This window comes from Flavobacterium sp. W1B (assembly GCF_047344965.1).
GTDB lineage: Bacteria > Bacteroidota > Bacteroidia > Flavobacteriales > Flavobacteriaceae > Flavobacterium.
Genome location: NZ_CP178845.1, coordinates 2,088,425 through 2,114,727, shown reverse-complemented (window position 1 = coordinate 2,114,727; position 26,303 = coordinate 2,088,425). Strand labels below are relative to the sequence as shown.

The 26,303-nt window shown below is 34.5% G+C and carries 14 protein-coding genes; 6 read left to right on the top strand and 8 right to left on the bottom strand.

The window, feature by feature from the left end:
- Positions 1-9: 9 nt before the first annotated feature.
- From ACMDB5_RS09135 to ACMDB5_RS09100, 8 genes are all read right to left on the bottom strand, one after another.
- The gene (locus ACMDB5_RS09135) at positions 10-1,314 is read right to left on the bottom strand and encodes a serine hydrolase domain-containing protein (RefSeq protein WP_413997956.1); all 1,305 of its coding nucleotides are present in this window, start codon (positions 1,312-1,314) and stop codon (positions 10-12) included.
- Between the two features lie 6 nt (positions 1,315-1,320).
- On the bottom strand, positions 1,321-3,825 hold the full coding sequence (locus tag ACMDB5_RS09130) for a beta-N-acetylhexosaminidase (RefSeq protein WP_413997955.1): 2,505 nt from the start codon (positions 3,823-3,825) through the stop codon (positions 1,321-1,323).
- Positions 3,826-3,835: 10 nt separating this feature from the next.
- Complete coding sequence (locus tag ACMDB5_RS09125; RefSeq protein WP_413997954.1) at positions 3,836-5,311, bottom strand: glycoside hydrolase family 10 protein; 1,476 nt, start codon at positions 5,309-5,311, stop codon at positions 3,836-3,838.
- 35 nt (positions 5,312-5,346) lie between these two features.
- Positions 5,347-7,182: a PQQ-binding-like beta-propeller repeat protein gene (locus ACMDB5_RS09120; protein WP_413997953.1), complete on the bottom strand. Its 1,836-nt coding sequence runs from the start codon at positions 7,180-7,182 to the stop codon at positions 5,347-5,349.
- Between the two features lie 10 nt (positions 7,183-7,192).
- A complete protein-coding gene (locus ACMDB5_RS09115) occupies positions 7,193-8,020 on the bottom strand; it encodes an alpha/beta hydrolase (protein WP_413997952.1) in 828 nt (275 codons plus the stop codon).
- 111 nt (positions 8,021-8,131) lie between these two features.
- Positions 8,132-11,047, bottom strand: coding sequence for an FAD-binding and (Fe-S)-binding domain-containing protein (locus tag ACMDB5_RS09110; protein WP_413997951.1), 2,916 nt, complete (start codon positions 11,045-11,047; stop codon positions 8,132-8,134).
- A gap of 165 nt (positions 11,048-11,212) precedes the next feature.
- Positions 11,213-13,138, bottom strand: a complete 1,926-nt coding sequence (gene nagB, locus ACMDB5_RS09105; RefSeq protein WP_413997950.1) for a glucosamine-6-phosphate deaminase — start codon at positions 13,136-13,138, stop codon at positions 11,213-11,215.
- A gap of 134 nt (positions 13,139-13,272) precedes the next feature.
- A complete protein-coding gene (locus ACMDB5_RS09100) occupies positions 13,273-14,022 on the bottom strand; it encodes a DeoR/GlpR family DNA-binding transcription regulator (RefSeq protein ID WP_413997949.1) in 750 nt (249 codons plus the stop codon).
- A 244-nt stretch (positions 14,023-14,266) separates the two neighbouring features.
- On the opposite strand from ACMDB5_RS09100, the gene ACMDB5_RS09095 reads away from it, so the two are divergent.
- The 6 genes from ACMDB5_RS09095 to ACMDB5_RS09070 all read left to right on the top strand — a co-directional run bounded on the left by ACMDB5_RS09095 (position 14,267) and on the right by ACMDB5_RS09070 (position 26,302).
- Positions 14,267-17,533, top strand: coding sequence for a SusC/RagA family TonB-linked outer membrane protein (locus ACMDB5_RS09095; protein WP_413997948.1), 3,267 nt, complete (start codon positions 14,267-14,269; stop codon positions 17,531-17,533).
- A 25-nt stretch (positions 17,534-17,558) separates the two neighbouring features.
- A complete protein-coding gene (locus tag ACMDB5_RS09090; protein ID WP_413997947.1) occupies positions 17,559-19,292 on the top strand; it encodes a RagB/SusD family nutrient uptake outer membrane protein in 1,734 nt (577 codons plus the stop codon).
- A 248-nt stretch (positions 19,293-19,540) separates the two neighbouring features.
- Positions 19,541-20,740 (top strand): exo-beta-N-acetylmuramidase NamZ domain-containing protein, encoded by a 1,200-nt coding sequence (locus tag ACMDB5_RS09085; RefSeq protein ID WP_413997946.1) that lies wholly within the window; start codon positions 19,541-19,543, stop codon positions 20,738-20,740.
- Positions 20,741-20,813: 73 nt separating this feature from the next.
- Positions 20,814-21,641 (top strand): N-acetylmuramic acid 6-phosphate etherase, encoded by an 828-nt coding sequence (murQ, locus tag ACMDB5_RS09080; RefSeq protein WP_413997945.1) that lies wholly within the window; start codon positions 20,814-20,816, stop codon positions 21,639-21,641.
- A gap of 65 nt (positions 21,642-21,706) precedes the next feature.
- Positions 21,707-23,215, top strand: coding sequence for a sodium:solute symporter (locus tag ACMDB5_RS09075; RefSeq protein ID WP_413997944.1), 1,509 nt, complete (start codon positions 21,707-21,709; stop codon positions 23,213-23,215).
- An 87-nt stretch (positions 23,216-23,302) separates the two neighbouring features.
- The gene (locus tag ACMDB5_RS09070; protein ID WP_413997943.1) at positions 23,303-26,302 is read left to right on the top strand and encodes a glycoside hydrolase family 3 N-terminal domain-containing protein; all 3,000 of its coding nucleotides are present in this window, start codon (positions 23,303-23,305) and stop codon (positions 26,300-26,302) included.
- The last annotated feature ends 1 nt before the right edge of the window (position 26,303 follow it).

Genomic DNA, 26,303 nt, shown 5'->3' with positions numbered 1-26,303 from the left:
GGTAATTGTTTATTGGTTTATTTTTTTCCAAATTTTCGGAGAAAAATTATCATTATACATTAATTTGTTGGTTCGAGTGGGATTGACACGATTCGTAAGAATAATCAGAAATCTGTTATTCTCAGGATTCAAAAAGAAAAAAGTTCCCGTAAAACCGGTATGCCCAAAATCATTTTTATTATAAAATGCATCCGGTTTTCGTTTATCAAAACCCAATCCGCGATAAATTCCTTTTTTAGCCAAAGGTGATTTTGTAAACGCTGCGACCACCTTTGCTTTTAAAACTTGTTTTCCTTGATAGTTTCCATTATTAAGCAACATTTGACATAGCACTGAAATGGATGCTGCATTTGCAAACAATCCTGCATTTCCAGAAACGCCTCCTAAAAGAGCAGCCGCTTCATCGTGCACATATCCTTTAATAGTGTCTTTTCTAAAAAAATTATCAATTTCAGTTGGAATAACATCTTGCGCCGAAGTCCATTTCAAAGGATTGTAACCTATTTTTGAAATTCCTAATTCATTATAAATCTCTCTTGCTAGCTGATCCAGTTTCAAACCAGTTTTTGCTTCCATCATTTGTTGTACCAAAATCAAATTGAGGTCGCTGTATAAATAATTTCCTCGTGGATTGGTCTTGGCCAACGCTATTTTTTCATACATCGATTTATAAAATTCAGGATTCAACCACATGTTTTTATAAACCTGAATATACTTGTCTTTTGGTTCGAAAGACAAGTAGGTGGTATCGTAAACTATATTTTTGTTTACATACATATTGTCAAATAAATCCGGATAATTCTCCGACTTTTGACTATTTAAAAAAGGCAATCCATCGGATGTAGACAGCAAACTTTGATAAAAAGTGATTCCTGATTTTAGCCCTGTTGTATGCGTCAGTAATTCAAAAAGAGTCAAATCGGCAATAGCAGTATTTTTATACACGGGAACTGCATCACCCAATTTGTCGTCCAGATTTATTTTATGTTCTCCAACCAAACGCATAGCCACAACGGTCGCTCCCAAAACTTTTGACATTGAAGCCAAATCATATACATCGTCAGTTTTTACCACTTCTTTTTTGGAATAATCCTGATAGCCGTAATTTTTCGATATAAAAATAGAATCTTTGCTCCCCACAACAATTTGACCGCCTGGAAAAAACCCTTTTTCGAGCGCATTATTCATCATCGAATCGATGTAAACTTCATTTTGCTTTGTATCGAAAGTTTTATTTGATTTTTTAACCGAACGACAACTAATCCCTAAAAGGATCAAAAAAACAAGGACTATTCTAATTGCTGACTTTTTCATTTCTTTTTAAGGGTTAATTCTTAAATCCTGACCTGCCATAAGAGGTTCATTGTTTGTTCCTGTGATCACAATTTTTACTGCTTTTACAGCTTGTTTTGGGTAGATAGATGCATTTCCATAATCAAAGGCATCTCCCTTTATAAAATCAACACCATTATAAGAATACTCAACATGACCATCATTGATAATAAATCTTGGATGGTGCGGAATTCCTGTCAACACATCAATTTTAGATGAAACAACTGGATTTGTAAAAGTGTATAGAATCCAATCTCCATTTACACATGGAGCATCTGTACGCAAATAAGTTTCTATATTATAATCTTCTAATCTTGTGAATGGAAATTTTGGATTTTCAGCCATAGACGAAGTAACTTTTACTTCTGGTTCCAAATAAGGCGTGCAATTAAAGTTTACGCTTGCAGCGGATTCATTAGCTTCTTTATTTTCAACCGTAAAGTCTAAACGATACGTATTTTTATCATTGTAATTTTCAACCACAAAACGCAAACGAGGTTTTGATTTTAATGTTCTATCTTCTGAATACGTTTGTATCAATTTATCATTTTCAAAAAGAGAAATTGCTCTTATTACGCCACTAGTTGCTCCGTCTGCCGTTGGATTAAAAGTTAAGTACCAAATTCCTTTTTTATCGATATGTTCTGAAATATTCTCTGAAATAGTTAAGGTTTCTACTTTTGAAGTATTCCAAGTTGCAACTGGCAGTTTCTCTACTTTCACAGCTGGACTTGCAGTATCTTCATTAAAAAAAGTACGGAATTGGTATTGCTCGTAATCTTTTGTTTGAATCGGATTTGTATATAAAGGTGATTGTCTCGTCGGTTCGTTTCCTTGTGCATCATAGCGTACAACAGCACCTTCATAAGGTGGCGTTACAGTAATACTACCGCTTTTATAAATTGCTGTAGGTGGAAAATCTCTAAAGGCAATTCCCATATTAGCCAAACGTTGCAAATGGCTATTTGTTAATCTTGCATAAAAGTCATCCCAGTTTTTACCTTCTTTTTGTGTCCATCCAATTTCGGCCAAGGCACTTATCCTTGGATAACTTTGGTATTCTACAAATCGTGTCGGACGGTCTAAATATTCACTCCACAAAGCTCCTTGAACTCCTTTTATCAATTTTTGTTCCTCTGCTGTTAGATCACTTTCTGGAATAGGTTCAAACGAATAGGCTCTTTTTGTGTCGGTAATAGCAGCCCAACGATGGCCACGTTCATTCTCAGATTGTGCCATATCAAAATAAGTATATTGCCCCGGAATCATAATTGTTGGGTGTCCTTTCTTAACAGATTCTATTCCGGAGCTTATACCTTGCCATGCAAAAATTTCTGTTTTAGGACTCAGCTCTCCACCTTTCATAATTTCGTTCCAACCTGCTGATTTCTTATTGTATTTCTCAACAATTTTCTCAACACGTTTAAAGAAATAATTCTGAAGCTGAAAAGTATCTGTATATCCTTCTTTTACCATCACCGCTTTACATTTTGGACATTGCTCCCAATTGGCACGGTTCACCTCATCGCCTGCAATATGAATGTAGTCAAAAGGAAACATTTCTGTAAATTCTTTGATTATACCATCTAAAATTTCAAAATTTTCTTCACGTCCTACGCACCATACGTTCTTCACTTCCCCTTGAACACTTTTGGTTTCCTGTGTTGTTACACAGCCAATTTCTGGATACGATGCTGTTACGGCACGAGAATGTCCCGGAATTTCGATTTCGGGCATGATCGAAATTCCTCTCTCGAGAGCATAAGCGACAACTTCTTTGATATCTTCTTGGGTATAATATCCTCCGTAACGCTTATTGCCTGAACCATACGAAGGCAATAAAACTTCACCAGGTCCTCTAAATCCACCTTTTAAAGTTAAATCTGGCATCGATTTAATCTCGACTCTCCAACCGTTATCATCGGTAAGGTGCCAATGAAAAACATTCATTTTGTGCGCCGCTAACCAATCAATATATTTTTTAACGGTTTCTTTATCAAAAAACTGTCTTGAAACATCAAGCATCATTCCGCGCCATTCAAAACGAGGATAATCTTCTATTTTTACAAAAGGAATTGTTCCTTTTTTTACTTCTTTTGCAGAACAAATTTGAAGTAAAGTCTGAAAACCATTCAGGACTCCGTTTCGAGATTTCCCTTTAACCAGAACTCCTTTTTTAGTTACGCTTAATTCATAACCATCATTAGGAAGGCTCATTTTTTCATCTACCAAAAATGATATTGCATTTTTCTCCTGCTTGTTTCCAACAGAAACTTTCGAATTAATACCTGAATTTTTTAAAAAACCACTTGCAATATAATCTGCACTATTTTGTATTTTTTTATCAATGATAATCTTTACAGACGAGGGAATTACAAACACTTTTCCTTGCTGTTCTATCTGTACAGGCTTTGGAATTAAATCCAATTTTTGAGCTTGTACTACATTCAAAGAACTCAATAAAACTGCAATTAGTAAAATACTTATTTTCATTTTTTTCATTTTATTTAAATTGTATTGGGGCGCTTTCCGTTTGCGTTGGACTCAAAGCCGTAACAGCATAAGTGTAATTTTTTAAACTAGCATTGGGCACTTCTAATTTTGTAGCTGTGGTTACATAATAGATATTCTCCGCATTGGAAAAATCAGTTAACTTTCCTTTAGTAAATCTATAAATCACATATTTTTGATTGTTGGCTCCCGGCTTCCAATCAAGAAGTGTTTTACCAGCTTTTTGAGCAATCGAAGCACTTATGGGTGGTTGTGGTTTTATTCTTGTAATTCTATTGGCTTCGGGTGTCAATGCGATGTGTTTATAGTGCTTCTGGATAATCGGTTTTCTAAGTGTGTCTCCCATTCTCTTAAAAACATTTGCAGTAAAATGCATCGAGCCATCAATTAAAGGAACAGCTCTTGTCAGTTCTATTTGCTTCACAATTTGATCTGGGCTTCTCCACTCTACCTCTTTAGCAGTTTTGGAAATCTTATATTCACCGTGACCGATATAAACATTAGCTCCATATTTGTGAGCTGCCCACCACTTTGTCAAAACTTCAAAATCGGCTCTATCAAAACCAATATGCCAGTACAATTGAGGTGTTACGTAGTCAATCCAATTTTCTTTCTGCCATTTCAAAATATTGGCATACAAATCATCATAATTTGTAACGCCCGCCACCGTGTTTGAACCATCTGAATCTTTCGATTTATTTCGCCATACTCCAAAAGGGGAAATTCCAAATTCGACTTCTGGTTTATTGGCTGTAATAGTGTCTCTTATTTGTTTAATTATCAAATCGACATTATTTCTTCTCCAATCGTCTTTGTCTTTAAACTGACGCGGTTCTTTTTCGAATGCTATTTGGTCAGGAAATTCTTGCCCTGCAATTTTATACGGATAAAAATAATCATCCATGTGTATGGCCTGAATGTCATAATTTCGAACAATTTCGCCCACTACCGAGGAAACAAAATCCCTAGTTTCTTTATAACCCGGATTAAAATATCTGGTTTTTCCATAAGTAAGAAACAAGTCTGGTTTCTTAAAATACAAATGTGTTTTTGCAAGTACCTCTTTGGTTGTGTCTTTTTGAACGCGATAAGGATTCAACCAAACGTGTACACTCATTCCTCTTTTCCCTGCTTCATCAATCATTAACTGCAATGGATCAAAACCGGGAGCAATTCCCTGATTTCCAGTTATCCAATGTGATGCTGGCTCTTTGGTTGATTTGTAATAAGCATCAGCCGTAGGACGAATTTGAAAAACTACGGTATTCAGATTATACGACCGTAAATTATCTAAAATCGTTATCATTTCGGCTCTCATTTCTGTATCAGAAAGACCCGGTTTTGATGGCCAATCAATATTATCTACGGTAGATATCCAAGCCGCTCGCATTTCTCTTTTTGGCGATTCTTGGCTAAAAAGATTGGTTTGAAACAATAGCACTAGAATCAAAAGTTTTATACTCTTCATAATTACTGTTTTTGGTTAATTAATATGCTTTAAAATCACTCTAACAAATAAATTCCGCCTTCTATAAGAGATGTCCAAACTCTTCCTTTATTATCGACTGAAAATCCATTTACACTGGAACTTCCTAAATTGATTTGTTTTATAATCTGAAATTTCTCAGCATCAACAATTACAACCTCCCCTTTTCGGCTGCCTATGTAGATCTTGTTATTATTCTCCAGTATTGGCGCAGGATTATGCTCGTAACCCAGTTTTAAATCTAAAACTTTGCTTTGGCTAACTAGATTTTCTTCGGTTAATTCCAAATCATCAGTAAGCGGTAATCTCAAAAGTTCGCCGTTCATTGTTTTCGCGTAAAACCATTTTCCATCTTGGCTTTTCCCCATCGATTCCCTAACTTTCCATTTAGAAGTTCTCAAAAGAGTTTGTCCTGTTTCTATGTCTAAAATTGTCAAAAAGCGTTCGGGAGTAACAAAATAAAGTCTACTTTTTGACGACACTACATTTACATTTCCTGCTGAATACAAAACTTGTTTATCATTTCCGTTATTCCATTTCCAGATAAGTGCTCCCGTATTTTTATTCAAGCCATACATATTAGTATCCCATGCTCCAAAAATGATTTTATCACCTTGTATTAAAGGCGTTCCTTGCGAATAAGACAATGGCAATTTATTTTGCCAAATTATTTGTCCACTAACTGCATCGATGCTAATAAAGGCTGTTGAACTCGCTGTATACAATTTATTATTTTCTACAATTGGCGAACCTACCAAAACTCCACCAACAGGAATACTCCATTTTTGCTGGCCCAATTGTTTATCAAATCCCAAAATATTCCCTTCTATTGTTCCAATAACGAGTCTGTTTTTTATAATCTTTGGTTCGAAATAAATGGAATTTCCTGTTTCTATTTTCCAATTCACAGTCTTATTTTTCAAACTAACCGATTGAATTTCTCCAATAGAATTGGCAAAATAAATACTCTTTTTATCAAAACTAGGAATACTATAAAGTGACGCAATGTCTTTTATAAAAGGCAAAAAATCTGTTTTTGAATCTTTTTCAATTTCTATTTTTGAAGGTTTTGTTGGAACTGAAAATTTAAAAACGCCCGATTTATCTAACTCTTTCTGATAAACACTAATACTATCTTTGCTAATAATTACTTCGTTATAACTCTTAGTTTTCCCATCTCGTGACGTAATCGATGCTCCCATTATACCACTCAAACCAGAGAAATTATATTTTTTCAACGTATGTCCGTGACCACAGAAACTAGCAACTGTAGGGTATTTTTCTAAAACAGAAAGTACTTCTTTATAATTGCTAACACTGTTATCTAATGGATAATGTGCAAAATTCAATACTTTTTTATTACTGTTTTTAAGACTGTCTTTTAATGTTTTATCGAGCCAAAGAACATCTTCATGCTTCACAAATCCGTCTCCCATTTTCATGTAAGGTCCACAGGGAAAACCTATAAAAAGATACTCGCCTTTTGAAAATACAAACCGGTCAGCTCCCCATATTTTTTTATACGTCAAACCCGCACTTTCACTCCAATTGGTTTCGTGATTTCCAGAAATTACATAATAGGGAATTTTTAAATTAGAGAGAATAGAATGAACCTGTTTCAGTTCATCATCGGCACCACGATTGGTTAAATCGCCTGTTACCACCACAAATTCGTAATCCGAATTATTAATTTCTTTTACAATATTTTGCAATAAAAAGTCATTATCATTTCCAACAGAAACATGCAAATCGGTAAGCTGCACAAATTTAATATTTCCTATTTCTCCTGTTTTCTGAGAAAAACAAGACGCAATTATAAAAAGGAATAGAATTTTGGAATATAGATATTTCATAAGCTGACGTTTATTTTATTTTTACTTTATCATTAAAAAAATTATAGAAAAACAGCAATTGAAATTTTAAGGAGTTTTCCCAATAGTCGATGTTGTGTTTACCAGGACGTTCTATATAATCGTGGTTTATTTTTAAAGTCAACATCTTCTCGTGAAGCTGTCTGTTTACATCAATAAAAAAATCATCAACACCGCAATCAATAATAAGATTTAGCTTATTGCCTTCTACTAATTTTAGCATATTGACAACCGTGTTTTTGTCCCAATTTTCAGGAAAATCCGTTATTGAACCTAGACGCTTTTTTATATCCCACTTTTCAGGAAATGGACGAAAATCAACTCCTCCGCTCATACTTCCTGCCGCACCAAATACTTCCTGATGCTTGAACGACAAATACAAGGCTCCGTGACCACCCATACTTAGACCTGATATAGCTCTACCTTCGCGACTTGCTATCGTTTTGTATTTCTTGTCTATAAAAGGAATTAATTCATCGATTATATAAGTTTCATATTTAAAAGTAGGATCTATCGGACTATCAAAATACCAACTTGAATAATTCCCGTCAACACCAATTACTATAAAACCATATTTATCGGCCTGCTCACCAACCTCTTTAAAACTTTTTAACCAAGTCGCATAATTTCCACTATACCCATGAAGCAGATAAACAACCGGGAATTTTTTATTCTTTTTTTTATACCCTTCTGGAGTTATTACACAGGTTTTTATATTTTTATTCATCGAAGTACTAAAAACTTCTAAAGTATCAACTTTAGCCGCTTTGGCAGAAAAAAATACGAATACTAAGAGTATTATATAAATTGTTTTTTTCATAAAATCATGGTGTTTTTTTCTTTAAAAAAAAGCAATAATTTTCCTTTAAAATGTATGAGAAAAAAATTCCTGATACATTTTGTGAAAAATATAAAATAAAATTCGAGAAATTTATCTCAAACAATCTCTCAAAATTGTCACCGGATGCATTGCTTTTCTATTGGTACCGTCAAAAATCTGGTGACGGCAACTCGTTCCAGCAGCAGCAATTGCTGTTGTGGACTCTGTTGAACGAATTTTTGGAAACAAAGTGTCTTCACCCATTTGCATACTAATATCATAATGCTCCTTTTCATAACCAAATGAACCCGCCATACCACAACAACCCGAATTATAAATAGTAACCGAACTGTTTTTAGGCAAATTCAGCATAGCAAAAGAAGCTTCAATTGTACTCAAGGACTTTTGATGACAGTGTCCGTGAATTTTAATTGTTTTCTCTACATCCGAAAATTGCTCTGAATGAATTTTTCCAGACGTTATTTCTCTTTTGAAAAATTCTTCAATAGTGAATACATTTTTGGATAATTTTTCGGCATTTTCTTTGTCTTTTGCCAGTCGAAGATATTCGTCTCTAAAAGTCAGAATCGCGGATGGTTCAATACCAATCAGCGGTGTATTTTCTGAAATTAAATCCTTAAAAATAGCTACATTTTTATTGGCTATAACTTGCGCTTCTTCTAAAAAACCTTTGGATATAAAAGGCCTTCCACTTTCTTCATGATCTACAACAATTACTTCGTAACCTATTTTGGTTAACAACTCATAGGCATCAATTCCAACAGAAACATCATAATAATTGGTGAATTCATCACAAAAAAGATAGACTTTTCCGTTCTCAGAAGAATTGCTTTCTGCTGAATTTTTATTCTTTTCGTACCATTTTCTAAAAGTCGTTGGTGCCAAAAGTGGAACTTGTCTCTTGGATGCAATTCCCATGCTTTTTTTGACCAAATATAAATTGGCTACAAAATTAGTTATTGATGGTGCAATGCTTCCTAACTTGTTCAATTTAGAATTAAAAGCAAATATTTTGCTACGGATTGAAAACCCGTTTGCTTTTTGGTATTGGTACAAGAACTCCGATTTTAAAGTCGCTACGTCCACATTACTTGGACATTCGCTGGCGCAGGCTTTACAACTCACACACAATTCAAACACCTTATATAATTCTTCGTGATCAAACTTATTGTCTTTTTCAGAATATGTTAAGTATTCTCTCAGCGCATTCGCTCTGGCACGAGTGGTATCTTTTTCATTTCGGGTAGCACGATAACTCGGACACAAAGTACCTCCTGCCGAAGGTAATTTTCTACAATCACCTGAACCATTGCATTTCTCCGCAGCGCGCAAAATCCCCATACTATCAGAGAAATCCTGAATTGTTTTGATATCCGGTTCTATCCTACCCGCCTCTACTCGAAGATTTTCATCCATTTTGGAAGCATTTACAATTTTTCCAATGTTCAAAATTGCATTAGGATCAAAAGCATTTTTTATTCGTTTGAGTAATTCATAATTCTTCTCTCCAATCATAAAAGGCAAAAACTCGCCACGAACAATTCCGTCACCGTGTTCTCCACTCAGCGAACCTCTGTATTTTTTTACCAAAACTGCTACTTCGGTAGCAATATTTCTAAACTGGTGTAATCCTTCTTTTGTTTTTAAATTCAGAACGGGACGCAAATGCAATTCACCAGCTCCAGCATGCGCATAATAAATAGCGCTCTGTCCGTGGCGTTCCATCATGGCCGAGAATTCGGCAATATAATTAGGCAAATCACTCAACTCAACGGCTGTATCTTCTATGGAATCGGCTGCTTTATCATCGCCAACAATACTTCCTAGAAGCCCAAGACCGGCTTTTCGCAACTCATTTATTTTATCAATATCAGCACCATAAATTTTAGGCAGCGCATAACCAAAATTATTTTTTTCGAGATCCGCAATCAAATCATTCGCTTGTATTTCGGCATCCTCCATGCTATAATGTGAGGCTACTTCGAGCATAATAACAGCCTTGGGATCACCTTGAATGAAAAAACGGTTTTTGGCTTGTTCCCTATTTGTTTTAGTGCAATTCAAAATAGTGTCGTCCATCATTTCACAGGTATATAAATGATGTTTCATCGCGGTAACCACCGCTTCTAAACTTTCTTGAATGGTGTGAAAATGCGCTACCACCATCACATTATTGGTTGGCGGCAAATTATCTACTTTCAAGGTAATTTCAGTTGTGAATGCTAAAGTCCCTTCACTTCCACAAAGTAATTCCGCTATATTTATCGTTTTTTCTGTACCCGAAAAAAGCTCCGACTTCAATAATAAATCAATAGCATATCCGGTATTTCTTCTGTGAATTTCAGGTTTTGGAAACTCTTTTACAATTTCTTCTTGGTTTTCGGTATTTGAAAGTTCCTCGTAAATTGTTTTATAGATTTTACTCTCAAGTGTATTCCCTTTTGTCTTTTCCATGAATTCCTCTGAACTCATTTCATTAAATACAGCAATGCTTCCGTCACTCAAAACGGCCTTTATCTCAACTACTTTATCTCTCGTTACTCCATAGCGAATCGATGTCGTTCCCGAAGAATTATTCCCTACCATTCCGCCAATCATGCACCGATTTGAGGTAGATGTATTGGGACCGAAAAATAATCCGTGAGGTTTTAAGAATAAATTCAATTCGTCCCGAATCACACCAGGCTGAACCGTTACAGTTTTATTTATGTGATCAAAAGCTACAATCTTTGTAAAATGTTTAGAAACATCGACAATTATTCCATTGCCCACAGTTTGTCCGGCTAAGGAAGTTCCGGCAGTCCTGGGTGTAATTGAAATTTTATTTTCTGCCGCAAAGCGGATAATTTTGACAATATCTTCTTCTGATTTTGGAATCGCCACAGCCTCTGGCATAATTCGATAAGCAGAAGCATCGGTCGCGTAAACTATTTTATGAAGGTCATCATGTAAAATTGTTCCTTCTAATGATTGGGATAATTGCTGTAATTGAAGAGAGTCCGACATTTAATTAGTTATATTGCTGTTGTTGGGTTAAATATAAGATATAGTACTTTTTATTAAATGTTTTTAGTAAAATCCTACAGTTTCTATCAACTGATGATTTTTACAAAAAAATGTAAAGTTAAATTAGTCCCCTAAATATAATAGGTAATCTATTATATTTATTTTTTAATAATCAAAACGTTTAAATGCTTCAATAGCTTCATATTCCGCAAGACCTAAATCATCATATAGTTTTGCTGTGTTTTTGTTTCGGTCTTCTGCTCGTACCCAAAATTCTCTGGAATCGTTTCCTTGAAACATAACTCTATCTTTTTGAGATTGATGATACAAAATAGCATGTCTTTTAATCATTACTTCATCTGGACTCAATGGTACAGCCATATCTATCTCATGAATATCCCATTCATGCCAAGCCCCTCTGTACAACCACAACCAACAATCATCCATATAAGGTTCCGGTTTTAATTGTTTCATTGCGGCAAAAATAGCATTCAAACATACTTCATGCGTTCCGTGTGGATCTGCCAAATCCCCTGCGGCAAAAACCTGATGCGGTTTTATTTTAGCAATAATAGCAGCTACGATAGCGATGTCTTCTTTTGCTAATGGGTTTTTCTTTATTTGCCCCGTTTCATAAAATGGAAGATCCAGGAAATGAGTATTTTCATCTTTCAAGCCAATATATCTGGTAGCAGCATACGATTCTCGTCTTCTGATAAGCCCTTTCAATTTTCGAACTTCTAAAGAATCAACTTGATTCTCGGTTTTACTATTTAGAAAGTTAATAACCGATGAGAAATCAACTCCGCCATTTTCTTTTCCAATAAAATCATTGCAAACTTCAGCAAACTTTAATGCTTCATCGTCAGTTACAGCTATATTTCCAGAAGTTTGATACACAACATGCACATCATGACCTTGTTTTATTAATTTAGAAAATGTTCCTCCCATAGAAATTACATCGTCATCCGGATGTGGACTAAAAAGAATAATTCTTTTTTGGGCAGGATTAGCTCTTTCCGGTCTGTGTGAGTCATCAGTATTAGGTTTGCCTCCCGGCCAACCAGTAATAGTATGTTGTAAAACATTGAACATATTAATATTCAAATCATAAGCAGAACCTTCTTGTGCCAAAAGATCCGACATACCATTATTATTATAATCTCTATCAGTAAGTTTTAGTATAGATTGTTTGGTTTCTTTACAAAGCCAAATAATAGCTTTACTTTTTAATTCTTGCGTCCAAATACATTCACCAACCAACCAAGGCGTTTCAAATCGTGTCAATTCAGAAGCAGCAAATTGGTCTAAAACGAAACTAGCATTAGAATGATTCTGCAAAAAAGTGGCTGGAACATCCGAAGTTATTTCGCCTTGAATTGTTCTCTTAATAACAGCTGCTTTATTTTGTCCCCAAGCCATCAATACAATTCTTTTAGATCTTAGAATCGTTGAAACTCCCATGGTAATAGCTCTTTTGGGAACATTATCAATTCCGTTAAAATCCGAAGAAGCATCGACTCTAGTAATATGGTCTAATGTTATAATTCTGGTTCCTGAATTAATATGAGAACCCGGCTCATTGAAACCTACGTGTCCGGTACGACCAATTCCCAATAATTGAAAATCAATTCCACCGACATCTTTAATTTTCATTTCATAATCAACGCAATACTGATTCAGCTCTTCTAATACAACGGTTCCATCCGGAATATTTATATTTTCTGGCTTAATATCGATATGATTAAACAGATGCTGATGCATAAAATAATGATAGCTCTGGCGGTTTTCTTTAGTCATCGGATAATATTCATCCAGATTAAAAGTGATAACATTGTGAAAACTGAGTCCATCCTCTTTATGCATTCGAACCAATTCTTCATATACCTTTATAGGCGAAGAACCTGTAGCAAGCCCTAAAACGCAAGATTTATTCTCGGCTTGTTTTGAACGTATTAATTCTGCTATTTCCTGAGCAACAATTTTTGAAGCTTCTGCAGAACTTTTAAAAATCACATTATGATTTTTTTCAAATCGAGTTTCTTCAAATTTCCCAGGTATGTCGTAAGCCAAAGAAGTATTCGTTTTCATTATATATATCTTAGTTAAAAAAATAGTTTAACAAATATATACAAAAAACAAAGCAAACATTTTATTTTGCATTATTTAATCAAATAAAAACTAAATAACGCAACATAATGCAACTAATTTCATAGAATTATAAGTTACAATATAAAAACGCCCGCTTTTCTATATTCTTCCAACCTTAAATCTTCCGGATCTAAATCCGTAACAATGGTGTCTAACTGGTTCAATTCGCAAACAACATGCGGCATTTTAGTATCCAATTTATTACAAGCAAACATAGAAACTACTTTATCAGAGGACTCTATCATGGCCTTTTTGACGATAGATACCTCATAACCAATTTCAGTCAAACCTTGTTTAACATTAATGCTACTGGCGCCTATAAAACAAATATCAGCTTTAATCTTTGACAAAACCTGAATCACATCCATTCCTATAGTAACCATTGCATTTTTTTGCATTTTCCCTCCTATAAATATTAAATCAATATTTGGATGCTGAGATAGCTGCATCGCTATTCTCAAGCTATAAGTATAAATAGTAGCCTTCAAACTGGAAGGAATCAACTTTGCAAAAACTAAATTTGTACTACCTCCACTCATTATAATAACCTGTCCATCATGTAATAACGACAAAGCTTTTGTGACTATTTGTTTCTTTTCCTCTTCAGATGTTATCACAATATCAAAAACATCAACAGGTTTATCTACAATTTGAATAGCTCCACCATAAACTTTTTCAAGAAGCCTTTTACTGTCCAATTCGTTTAAATCTCTCCTTATAGTATCTTCTGACAATTCTAAAGCCAAAGCCAAATCTGCCGTAATAACCTTCTGTTCTTCAGTAAGTTTAGTCATTATATAATTATGTCTTTCGGCTTTTAGCATTTTTTAAAAATTAAAAATTTGTGACAAATATATCAAATATTTTAATTCAAAAAACAGAGACACTAACCCAACTACAATTGTTAAATGTATTTTAATCAACAATTAACTAAGAAAAGTGGAATTTAAAAATATTGCGTTTTTTTGCGTTTTTTAATTTGTTTTTTCAAAAAAAATACAAAATATTGCATTTATATGCAATAAATAAATATATTTGCCTAATAACCATAAAAAAAACCAAATAATTATGAAGAAATTATTCCTTATTTCATTCTTGTTTTTGTTGGTACAATCAACATTTGCTCAAACAAGAACAATTACTGGAACTGTTAAAAACAAAGCCGACGGGATTCCTATACCCGGAGTTAGTGTAGTTGTTAAGGGAACAACTAAAAGTAGTACAACTGATTTTGATGGGAAATACAATATAGCTATATCGTCAGAACAAACGCTTAGCTTCAGTTATATGGGGTTTGAAACCAAAGAAATAAAAATTACAGGACAGCAAACAGTCAATGTTGAACTTTCAGAGAGCACTTTAAAACTAGACGAAGTGGTTGTAGTAGGATTTGCTTCTCAGAAAAAAGCGAATCTAACAGGTGCGGTTGCATCAATTGACGTCAGTAAAACACTTGGAAGCAGACCTTTAACAGACATAAGTAAAGCATTACAAGGCACAACTCCCGGTGTGAATGTCAGCTTTAATTCAGGAAATATTAATCGTTCAGCAAATTTGAATATACGTGGATCAGGAACTGTTAATGGTTCGGATTCTCCGTTAGTATTAGTTGATGGGGTTCCAACAGATTTAGCGCTTATCAACCCAAATGATGTAGCAACAATGTCGGTACTTAAAGATGCAGCTTCTGCTTCTATTTATGGAGCTCGAGCAGCTTTTGGTGTAATACTCATTACCACTAAAGGAGGAAAAACAGGAGAAGGAAAAGTTAGATTTTCATATACTGGAAATGCAGCTTTCTATAATCCAATCTCAACATTAGAATTCTTAGACCCTACAGATGAAATTCCCGGCTTAATTGCAGCAGGAACACGTACAGATGGAGCTGTACCAGAATTTTTTGGTGCAAATTATAACACTATGTTGACAGGAATTCAAAACTGGAAGCAAAAATATGCTAATAATCGTACTAGTAATGAGATGGTTTATGGTGAAGATTGGGAAATTAAAAACGGAACACCTTATTTTTATAGAGTTTGGGACACAAATAAAGAGTTGTATGCAAATGATGCATTACAAACCTACCATAATTTCTCTGCACAAGGAAATCTAGGAAACAACAGTTCTTTCTTTGCTTCATTAGGCCTTACAGAACAAGACGGTATGTTAAGAGTTAATCAAGAATCAAAACAAAGAACAAATATAAATTTAGGATTTACAACAAAACTAGCTGATTGGCTTACTGGTGATTTCAAAGTAATGACAATCCTTAGCAATTACAAACAACCCTTTAACTATTATGGTGGATCTGGTACTGATGACACAAGTTATGGAGGCTATTTTGGTTATGCCCTACGTTGGGGTCAGTATACACCTAATTTTGGAACCTATAGAGGATATAATTTCCGTAGCGCTGGAGGTTACTTATCTAATGCTTCTATGAATGAAAACAACCAATATAATAGCAGATTAAGTGCTAAATTTACAGCTGATATCACAAAAGATCTTAATTTAATAACTGAAGTAAGCAGTGTAACCGATTATTATTCAAGAAAGCAAAACGGTGGTAAATTCCTAGCTTGGGATAGCTGGTCCGCTATGCCTTATGATGCTACAACTATTCAAACGGCTGTACCTACTACGCTTGAAGCAGGAAATGATTATGTAGCCCAATCAAAGGCTGAATCAAAAACAAACGTTATTAATGTCTATGCAAACTATAAAAAACAATTTGAAAACCATAATTTCAAAGTTTTGGGAGGTTTCAACTCTGAGTGGCAAGATTTTTCACGCACCTATGCAAGAAGAAATACTCTTTTAGATAAATCAAAACCAGAATTTAACCTTGCTGTAGGTGAGCAATTTGTTTCAGGATCCGCAAATTCTTCATTGAATCCTGCAGTCACAGCTTATTCGATTGCAGGTTTCTTTGCTCGAGTAAATTATGATTACAACGGAATTTATTTATTAGAACTAAATGCTCGTTATGATGGTTCTTCAAAATTTCCAACACAACAACAATGGGGATTTTTCCCATCTGCATCTGTGGGATACAAGATTGCTAATGAAAAATTTATGGAAAACACACGTGATTGGTTAAATGACCTTAAATTACGTGCTTCTATTGGAGCAATTGGAAATCAAAACGTAGGAAATAATGCATTCTTGTCTGTATTAAATTCCTCGAATCCTTGGTGGATAAATAGTGGAGCTACGTTGCCTCCTTCTACAGGTTTACCAACTAATGTTGATCCAAGATTAACTTGGGAAAAAGTTTATACAAACGATATTGGTTTGGATATAAGAATCTTTAACATGTTTGGAGCCTCATTAGACTTGTACCAACGTGATACTAAAGGAATGTTAGCCCCTGGTATAACACTTCCTGGTTCATTTGGCCAAGGAGCTGCACAAACAAACTCAGGAAATATGAGAACAAGAGGATGGGAGTTATCTTTGAATTTTAATAAAGAAATAAACGAAAACGCTTCTGTATTTGTAGATCTTGCTTTATCTGATTACAAATCAGTTATAACTAAATGGAATAACAGTTCAAAATTATTGACAAGTTATTATGATGGCTACGAAATTGGTCAAATATGGGGATTAACAAGTGATAGACTTCTTCAGGCAGATGATGTAATAACAAATAACGGCAAAACTGTAAATGGAATTGACTATACAAAAGCAATGGGTGGTAATTTCAAATTTGGGGCAGGAGACGTACATTATGTAGACACAAATGGAGATGGCGCTATATCCCGTGGAGCAGGAACTGCTGACGACCATGGAGATTTATCTAAAATTGGTAATTCAACTCCTCGTTATAAATACGGTATAACATTAGGTGGAAAGTTTCATGGATTTGATATTTCTACTTTCTTCCAAGGAGTTGCTAAACGTGATTATTGGGCTGCTTCTGATGCGGTTTTACCTTTCTATCGTGCGCCTCAACAAATGTATGCAGATCAATTAGACTATTGGACACCTGATAATACAGATGCTTACTGGCCTAATCCATATTATGGTGATGAAGCAGGTGGTTTTGGTGGAAGTACTACCGGTAGAAATAACTTCATTACTCAAACGAGATATTTGCTTGATATGTCTTATCTGCGCATGAAAAACTTTACCCTTGGATATTCTTTACCTAAAGAAATTATAAAAAAAGCAGGATTAGAAAAAGTAAGACTATATACTTCGGGTGAAAATTTATTGACATGGGCTGATAAACGTCTTCCTGTAGATCCTGAAATTAATGAAACTGAAATTTTTTGGGGAAGGGCTTATCCTTATACTAAATCTTGGTCATTTGGACTTGAGTTATCTTTCTAATACTAACTATTCAAATTTTTTTAAAATGAAAAAATCAACTATAAAATCTAAATTACTACTGATGTTTGTTACTGCTATCGTAGCAATGTCTTCAGTTGGTTGTGAAGACTACTTAACAGAAGATCCCGCAGATAAGTTTACAAATGATAACTTTTGGCAAACTGAGGACAATGTAAAAACATTTTCGTGGATTAATTACGATACGTTTTACGGATACGGAAATGGTACTACAATTGGACTTTCTTTTTTCTATTACCATGGGACCGATAATAGAATAGATGATAACTTGGCGGCATTCACATTTTTTCAAATGCCTGTAACTGCTACTACTACTAATGTTTATTCTTGGAATGAATACTACACACTTATTCGTCGTTGCAACTTGATGCTTGAAAAAGTGCCAAATGTTGCTATGTCTGAAGCAAAAAAGAATCATTACATCGGTATAGCCAAATTTTTCAGAGCCTATACCTATTATCGTTTAGTCCAAAAATTTGGAAACGTACCATATACTGATAAATATTTGGCTCAAAGCGATCCCTTAGTTTATGCACCTGCAAAGCCAAGGGCAGAAATTATAGACAAAGTTATTGCTGATTTGGAAGAAGCAACTAACCTACTACTTCCAATTGATGATAAAAATGTTACAGTTAATAAATACACTGCTTTTGCAGCTTTGAGTAATGTTTGTCTTTACGAAGGGACCTATAGAAAATATCATTTAGGTCAAGACGGAAATGCATATCTCAACAAGGCTAAAATAGCGTCACTAGCAATAATGGATAATTCAGCTTATAAACTGAATGCGGATTGGAAATCCCTTTATAATTCTGTTGAATTAGCTGGTAATACAGAGGTGATACTTGCAAAACGTTATCTAACAAACGTATTAATGCATTCCCTTCAAAACTATACCAATACATCTACTACCCAGTACGGTTTAACAAAATGGGCTGCCGATAGCTATGTAACTACAAACGGATTGCCTATACAACAAGCGGGAAACACACAATACATTGGTGATGACAATCTTACAAAAACACTTACAAATAGAGACCCGCGTTTTGCAAAAACCGTAAATCCTAGTAATTATGGATATAAGGGAAAACCTTTTGGAACTACTGCGTTGACATCAATGTCTGGATATGTTTTTGAATTATACAACAATCCAACCACAAGTGGTCCAGATGTTACAACAGGGGGACGTAATTATACTGATAGTCCATTGTTTACTCTTAGTGAGGTTTATTTGAACTATGCCGAGGCTTGTGCTGAACTTGGTACCGCAACAAATGCCGACCTTGATATGTCTATCAATAAAGTGCGTAATCGAGCAGGAATAGCGCCTTTGACTACAGACGGAAATAATGCTTTTGCTGGAGGTGTACAGATTAATGACCCAATACGAACATCAACTTTAGAACAAATCTCTGGAGCTGTTTCCCCTTTAATTTGGGAAGTTCGTCGTGAACGTAGAACTGAATTTATTAGTTGGACAACTCTAAGACAAATGGATATTTACCGTTGGAAAAAAGGGGATTATTTGAATAATACAAAAAATCCAGATGTAAATCTTGGCGCAAGAGTGGGTACTCCAGTTGGAACACAAATTACAGTAGATGGTAACGGATATGTAAAAATATATCCTACAAGCACAAGAAACTTTGAAGCCAAACATTATTTATTGAATATCCCTACAAATGATATCGATTTATATAAAGCTCAAGGTGTAGAATTAAAACAAAACCCAGGTTGGTAATTTAGAATTCCTAGATTCTGATTACTGACAAAATAATAAACTAGCTCTGGACATATATAGCCCAGAGCTAGTATTTTAAAATTCTATTTTTCATTCAAAATAGAACTTGAAGAATAAAACCTCCTATATTAAAAATACTATCTGACACATTCAGATAAACTCTTCCAATGCAAACCAGAAAACGCTAAATAGCGGTCAAAACCTAATTTAGTTAATTTCTTGATCTAACTATTAAACTCTGATTTAAAATGATAAAATTCATACAAAAAAGTGCGATTCTTGCCTTTTCTATATTTTACATTCAGTCCTATTCTAATTCATTTGAAACGATTGTAAAAAATAACCATCTAGATAACAATAGCACTAAAATTAAAACCGGAGCCGATAATTACGAGAAATACCTACCCTTACTAAAAGATAAAAAGGTAGGAATCATTACCAATCAAACAGGAATTTTATCCGATAAGACACATTTGGTCGATTTTTTATTAGAGAAAAAAATAGCCATTCAAACCATTTTTGCTCCAGAACACGGATTTAGAGGAACTGCCGATGCAGGCGAACACATAGTTGACGGAAAAGATCCCAAAACCGGACTGCCAATTATTTCCCTTTATGGAGACAATAAAAAACCAAAACCAGCACAATTAGCAGGAATTGATGTCATGTTATTTGATTTACAAGATGTTGGCGCACGTTTCTATACCTATATTTCCTCTTTGCATTATGTCATGGAAGCTTGTGCAGAAAATGGCATTCCACTTATAATTCTTGACAGACCAAATCCGAATGGAAACATTATAGATGGCCCACTTTTAGAAAAAGAATTTACCAGTTTCGTAGGAATGCATCCTATTCCGTTACTTCATGGAATGACAATTGGAGAATATAGCAAAATGATTAATGGAGAAAAATGGCTTAAAAATGCGGCACAATGTACGCTAACCGTTATTCCTTGCGTTGACTATAACCGAAAAATGGAATATAGTTTACCCGTAAAACCATCTCCAAATTTACCCAACGATCAATCTATAAATCTATACGCAAGTTTGTGCTTTTTTGAAGGTACCAATGTAAGTATGGGACGCGGAACTGAAAAACAATTCCAAATTTATGGTTCTCCTTATTTAACAAAAACTAATTTTAGTTTTACTCCTAAACCAAATTTTGGTGCCAAAGATCCCCTCTATAACGGGAAAGAGTGTTTTGGTGAAGATTTAACAACTTACCCAAAACTAACAAGATTAGAACTAAAATGGCTAATTAAAGCCTATCAAAACACCAGTGATAAAACTAAATTCTTCAATCCTTTTTTTACAAAACTTGCCGGAACAAAGAAATTACAACAGCAAATTGAAAGTGGAATTTCGGAAAATAAAATAAGAAAAAGTTGGCAGAAAGATTTGACTTCCTTCAAAAAAATGAGAGTGAAATATCTAATCTATTAAATCAATGCTTACTCATTAGCTAAATGAGTCTACAAAAAACATCTCTAATAAGTTAAAAATTCAAAAAATAAAAATGGCAAAATTCAATCCCGATACAGAACAAGAGTCTCTTTATTCAAACTTAGATAAAATGAGTACTAATGAATTGCTGTCTAATATAAATAATGAAGACAAAAAAGTAGCGGATATAATTGAAAAACAAATTCCTAATATCGAAAAATTAGTAGATATTATTGTTTCTAAAATGAAACTTGGCGGAAGATTGTTTTATATCGGAGCAGGAACATCTGGGAGAATCGGTATTCTTGATGCCTCTGAATGTCCTCCTACTTTTGGCGTTCCAGACAATTGGATTATTGGTATCATAGCAGGCGGTGACTCAGCCATTAGAAAAGCAGTCGAAAATGCTGAAGACGACATTGATCAAGCTTGGAGAGATTTATCAGCCTACGATATTTCATCTTTAGATGTAGTAATAGGAATCGCAGCTTCAGGAAATACCCCTTATGTCATTGGTGGATTAAAAAAAGCCAGAGAAAACAATATTGTTACCGGAAGTATTTCTTGCAATAGTCAAAGTCTGATCTCAAAACAAGCTGATTATCCTATTGAATTGATTGTTGGTCCGGAATTCCTTACCGGAAGTACCAGAATGAAAGCAGGAACATCTCAGAAATTGGTTTTAAACATGATTTCAACATCTGTTATGATAAAACTAGGGCGCATTTACGGAAACAAAATGATAGACATGCAGTTATCCAATAAAAAACTAGTTCAAAGAGGTGTCGAAATGATTGTTGAGGAACTCAATATTGATGAAAAATTAGCTTCTGAATTATTAAAAAAACACAAAAGTGTCAGAGCTGTTTTACTGGCTGAAAATAAAAATCTAGAAATTTAATAACCAAACTATTTAAACTCTTTTCATAGATTTATAAAAAAATAGAAAAACACTAAAGATATAAAATGACACCAAGTGCAATCCTAATCCTTATTATCGTTTATTTCGGAACATTATTCTATATCTCGCATAGAGTCAGCCGAAAAGATGACGGAAACGAAGCTTTTTTTACAGCCAATAAGAATTCGAAATGGTATTTAGTTGCTTTTGGGATGATAGGAACCGCTCTTTCTGGGGTAACTTTTATATCTGTCCCAGGAGAAGTAGGTGCCGCAAGTGGCGAACAATTCAAATATTTCCAGTTTGTATTGGGTAATGCCATCGGTTTTATAATAATTACAAAATTATTATTACCGTTATATTACAGAATGAATTTAACCTCTATTTATGGCTATATAGAGCAGCGAATGGGGGTTTTCAGCTACAAAACGGCGGCAACTATTTTCTTGATCAGCAGAACAGTAAGCTCCGCATTCAGACTGTATTTAGTGGTTATTGTATTGCAGCGTTTCGTTTTTGATTATTACAACATTCCGTTTGCAATGACGGTATTAATCTCCTTACTTCTTATTTTTTCTTATACCTACAGAGGCGGACTCAAAACAATTATTATAACAGATACTTTACAGACATTTTTCTTGGTAACTTCGGTTTTCCTGACAATCTATTTTATTTGCGACAGTATGGATTTAAGTGCCATTGGCGCTTTTGAAGAAGTAAAAAACAGCAACTATTCAAAAATATTTTTCTTTGATGATTTTCTAGGAAGCAAATTCCATTTTGTAAAACAAATATTAGGAGGAATGTTTGTCACTATAGCAATGACAGGTCTGGATCAAGATTTAATGCAAAAAAATCTAAGCTGTAAAAACATTGGCGAAGCGCAAAAAAACATGTTTACCTTTACAGGTATTTTTGTTCTTATAAATATTTTTTTCTTGAGTGTTGGTGCTTTACTATACATTTATGCTAACAAAAACGGAATTGCAATTCCTACTGACTTAATTACAGGCAAACCAAGAACCGATTTACTTTTTCCTGAAATAGCATTGAATCATTTAGCTACGATTCCCGCAATTGTGTTTTTACTAGGGATTATTGCAGCAACTTTTGCCACTACAGATTCAGCATTAACGGCATTAACAACCTCTTTTTGCGTTGATTTCTTAGGCATGGATAAAGCTGAGAACAGCAATAAGAAAAACTCCGTACGTCTAAGACATTTAGTTCACATCAGTTTTTCGGCCTTAATCTTCTTCGTAATACTTATTTTTAATTCCATCAATGACAGTTCTGTAGTGGGAATGATTTTCAAAGTTGCTTCTTATACCTATGGCCCTTTATTAGGATTGTATGCCTTTGGTTTATTTCAAAAATCAAGAAACGTAAAAGACAAACTGGTTCCATTCATATGCTTGTTATCTCCTTTCTTTACTTATCTGATAAATGAAAATTCAACAATATTGTTTTCAGGATATGTGTTTGACAACGAATTAATAGTGCTAAACGGATTAATAACCTATCTAGGATTGTTCCTAACCAGTTCCCGTAGCAGTGAAAAAATAAGTTTTTAAGCCCCTTAAAAACAGAATAATTGATTAATTAATTGAAGTCCAACTGCTTGCAAAAATTGGAATTCAATTGCCCTAAAAAACAATTAAATGAAAAATTACTTTATAAAGATTAGCATTTACGCCGCATTTATATTTTTAATTACCAATTGTGCTATTTCCAAAAAAAGCAACACGATTACCGATTTAAAAAAAGCCTCCTTTACAGAAGATAAAGACATTTATGTTCCGCTAAATAAATCCGAAAGAAAAACTTTTCTAAAAGATTCTGATGCCGAAACCCGTTGGGTAGATAGTATATACAATAAAATGACGCCCCAAGAAAAAATAGGCCAACTGTATATGATTTCGGCTTATTCTAATAAAGATTCAGCTCATGTAAATAAAACCAAGGAACTAATTCAAAAGTATAATATCGGTAGCGTAATTTTTTTCCAAGGTGGTCCAGGTCGTCAGGCCAAATTAACAAATCTGTATCAGTCAAAAGCAAAAGTGCCTTTATTCGTAGCAATTGATGCCGAATGGGGTTTGAGCATGCGACTGGATTCGACTTATGTTTTTCCTTGGAATATGACTTTAGGAGCCATTCAAGATTTAGATTTAATAGAAAAAGTGGGCCGAAATATGGGCAAAGAAAGCAAACGAATGGGAATCCATTTCAATTTCTCTCCTGTTATTGACATCAATACCAATCCTAAAAATCCGATTATCGGAAACCGCTCTTTTGGCGAAAACAAACGCAATGTCAGCGATAAAGCGACCGCTTTGATGAAAGGTGTTCAAGGTCAAGGCGTTTTTAGCACTGGTAAACACTTTCCTGGCCACGGCGATACTTCTACTGATTCTCACCATACCTTGCCTTTGGTTGATTTTTCAAAAGAACGAATCGATATGGTCGAATTGTATCCTTACAAACGAATGTTTGATGAAGGTTTGGCATCTGTAATGGTTGGACATCTCAATATTCCAAGTTTAGAACCAAGAGAAAATTATCCTTCTTCGGCTTCTTACAATGTCGTAACCAACGTACTTCAAAAAGAGTTAGGCTTTGAAGGCTTGATTTTTACCGATGGTTTAGGCATGAAAGGCGCCAGTAATTTTAAAGGTCCTGGCGATCTTGAATTAGCCGTTTTACTTGCTGGAAATGACATCTTACTTTTCCCTGAAAATGTAGCTGTTGGGTTTGAAAAATTGGAAAAATTTTATAACGAAGGCATTCTCACTGAAGAACGTTTGGCCCATTCGGTTAAAAAAATACTGCGTTATAAATTCAAAGTAGGTTTAAACAAATACAAACCTATTGATACCACAAATTTGTCTGCTGCCCTTAATCCATCAGAAAATGACGCTTTACATTATCAATTGTACGAAAATGCTATTACGGTTTTAAAGAATGAAAAGGAAATACTTCCGATCAAAAATTTGAATCAAAAAATTGCTTACGTAAAATTGGGAGATGATGTAAACAGTGCTTTTGTAACTACGTTAAAAAAATACACGCAAGTAACCGAAGTATCCCATACCGATATTGACAGCCTAAACAACGAATTAAAAAAGTACGAAACTGTTATTATTGGTTTCCATAAATTAAACAAAATTTGGGAAAAACAGAATTTTACCGAAACGGAATTGCTTTGGTTGCAAAAAATTGCGCAGCAAAACAAAGTGATTCTGGACATTTTTACAAAACCGTATTCTTTATTGCCAATCACTAATTTTGATGACATTGAAGGATTGGTGGTTTCCTACCAAAACTCGGATATTAGTCAGGTCGTTTCGGCAGAATTATTATTTGGGGCTATTGAAGCCAAAGGAAAGTTACCGGTATCTATAAATAATTTTTTCAAAGCAAATGATGGTTTATCGACTGAGAAATTAAACCGTTTGGGTTTTACCGCACCGGAAAATGAAGGGATGAATCCGCAAATTTTATCCAAAATTGATGGGATAGCCCAAAAAGCAATTGATGGCAAAATGGCTCCAGGAATGCAAGTATTGGTAGCTCGAAAAGGAAATGTGATTTTCCAAAAATCCTATGGCAACCATACATATGATGCTACTACAAAAGTTTCAAATTCAGATTTGTATGATGTGGCTTCGATTTCAAAAATGATTTCGACGCTTCCAAACGTGATGCAATTGTACGATCAAAACAAAGTGAACCTTGATACCAAATTAAAAGATATGGTTCCGTTTTTTGCAAAAACAAATAAAGAAAATATCAACTTCAAGGATTTACTAACCCATTATGCGGGACTTCAGGCTTGGATTCCTTTTTACAAAGCAACCTTGGACAGTGAAAATAATCCTTCGGAAAAATACTATCGCAAAGTAGCAGATACCCAATTTTCAACAAAAGTGGCAGATAATCTATACCTTAGAAATGACTATCATGATTCTATTATGAAAATCATTGCCGATACTCCATTATCTCTTAAAAAAGAATACAAATACAGTGATTTCACCTTTATTATCCTGAAAGAATACCTAGAAAGAAAGACGAAACATAAATTAGAAGAGCTAAGTCAGCAAAAATTTTACAGCTCACTGGGAATGAATAATACGCTGTATAATCCGTTAGAAAAATTCGATAAAAATGTGATTGCTCCTACTGAAGTTGACAATTATTTCCGTCATCAAGTTATTCAGGGATATGTTCACGATATGGCCGCGGCCATGGAAGGCGGAGTTGCTGGTCATGCCGGAATTTTCTCGAATGCGATGGATGTTGCCAAAATGATGCAGTTATTTTTACAAAAAGGAACTTATGGCAATCAACGTTATTTTTCTGAAAAAACATTCGATGCCTTCAATACTTCCCATTATGCTTCTGAAGGAGTTCAAAGAGGATTAGGCTTTGACAAAAGAACAGGAAAAGACGGTTCTACCTGTAACTGCATTTCTGAATCCAGTTTTGGTCATACCGGATTTACAGGAAACATTGCTTGGGTGGATCCAGAAACAGAAATTGTATATGTGTTTCTATCCAACAGAACCTATCCAGAAGTTGGCGCCGAAGGAAATAAATTGGCCAAAGAAAGAATTAGAGAAGATATTCAGAAAATAATTCAGGAAGCCATTATAAAATAAA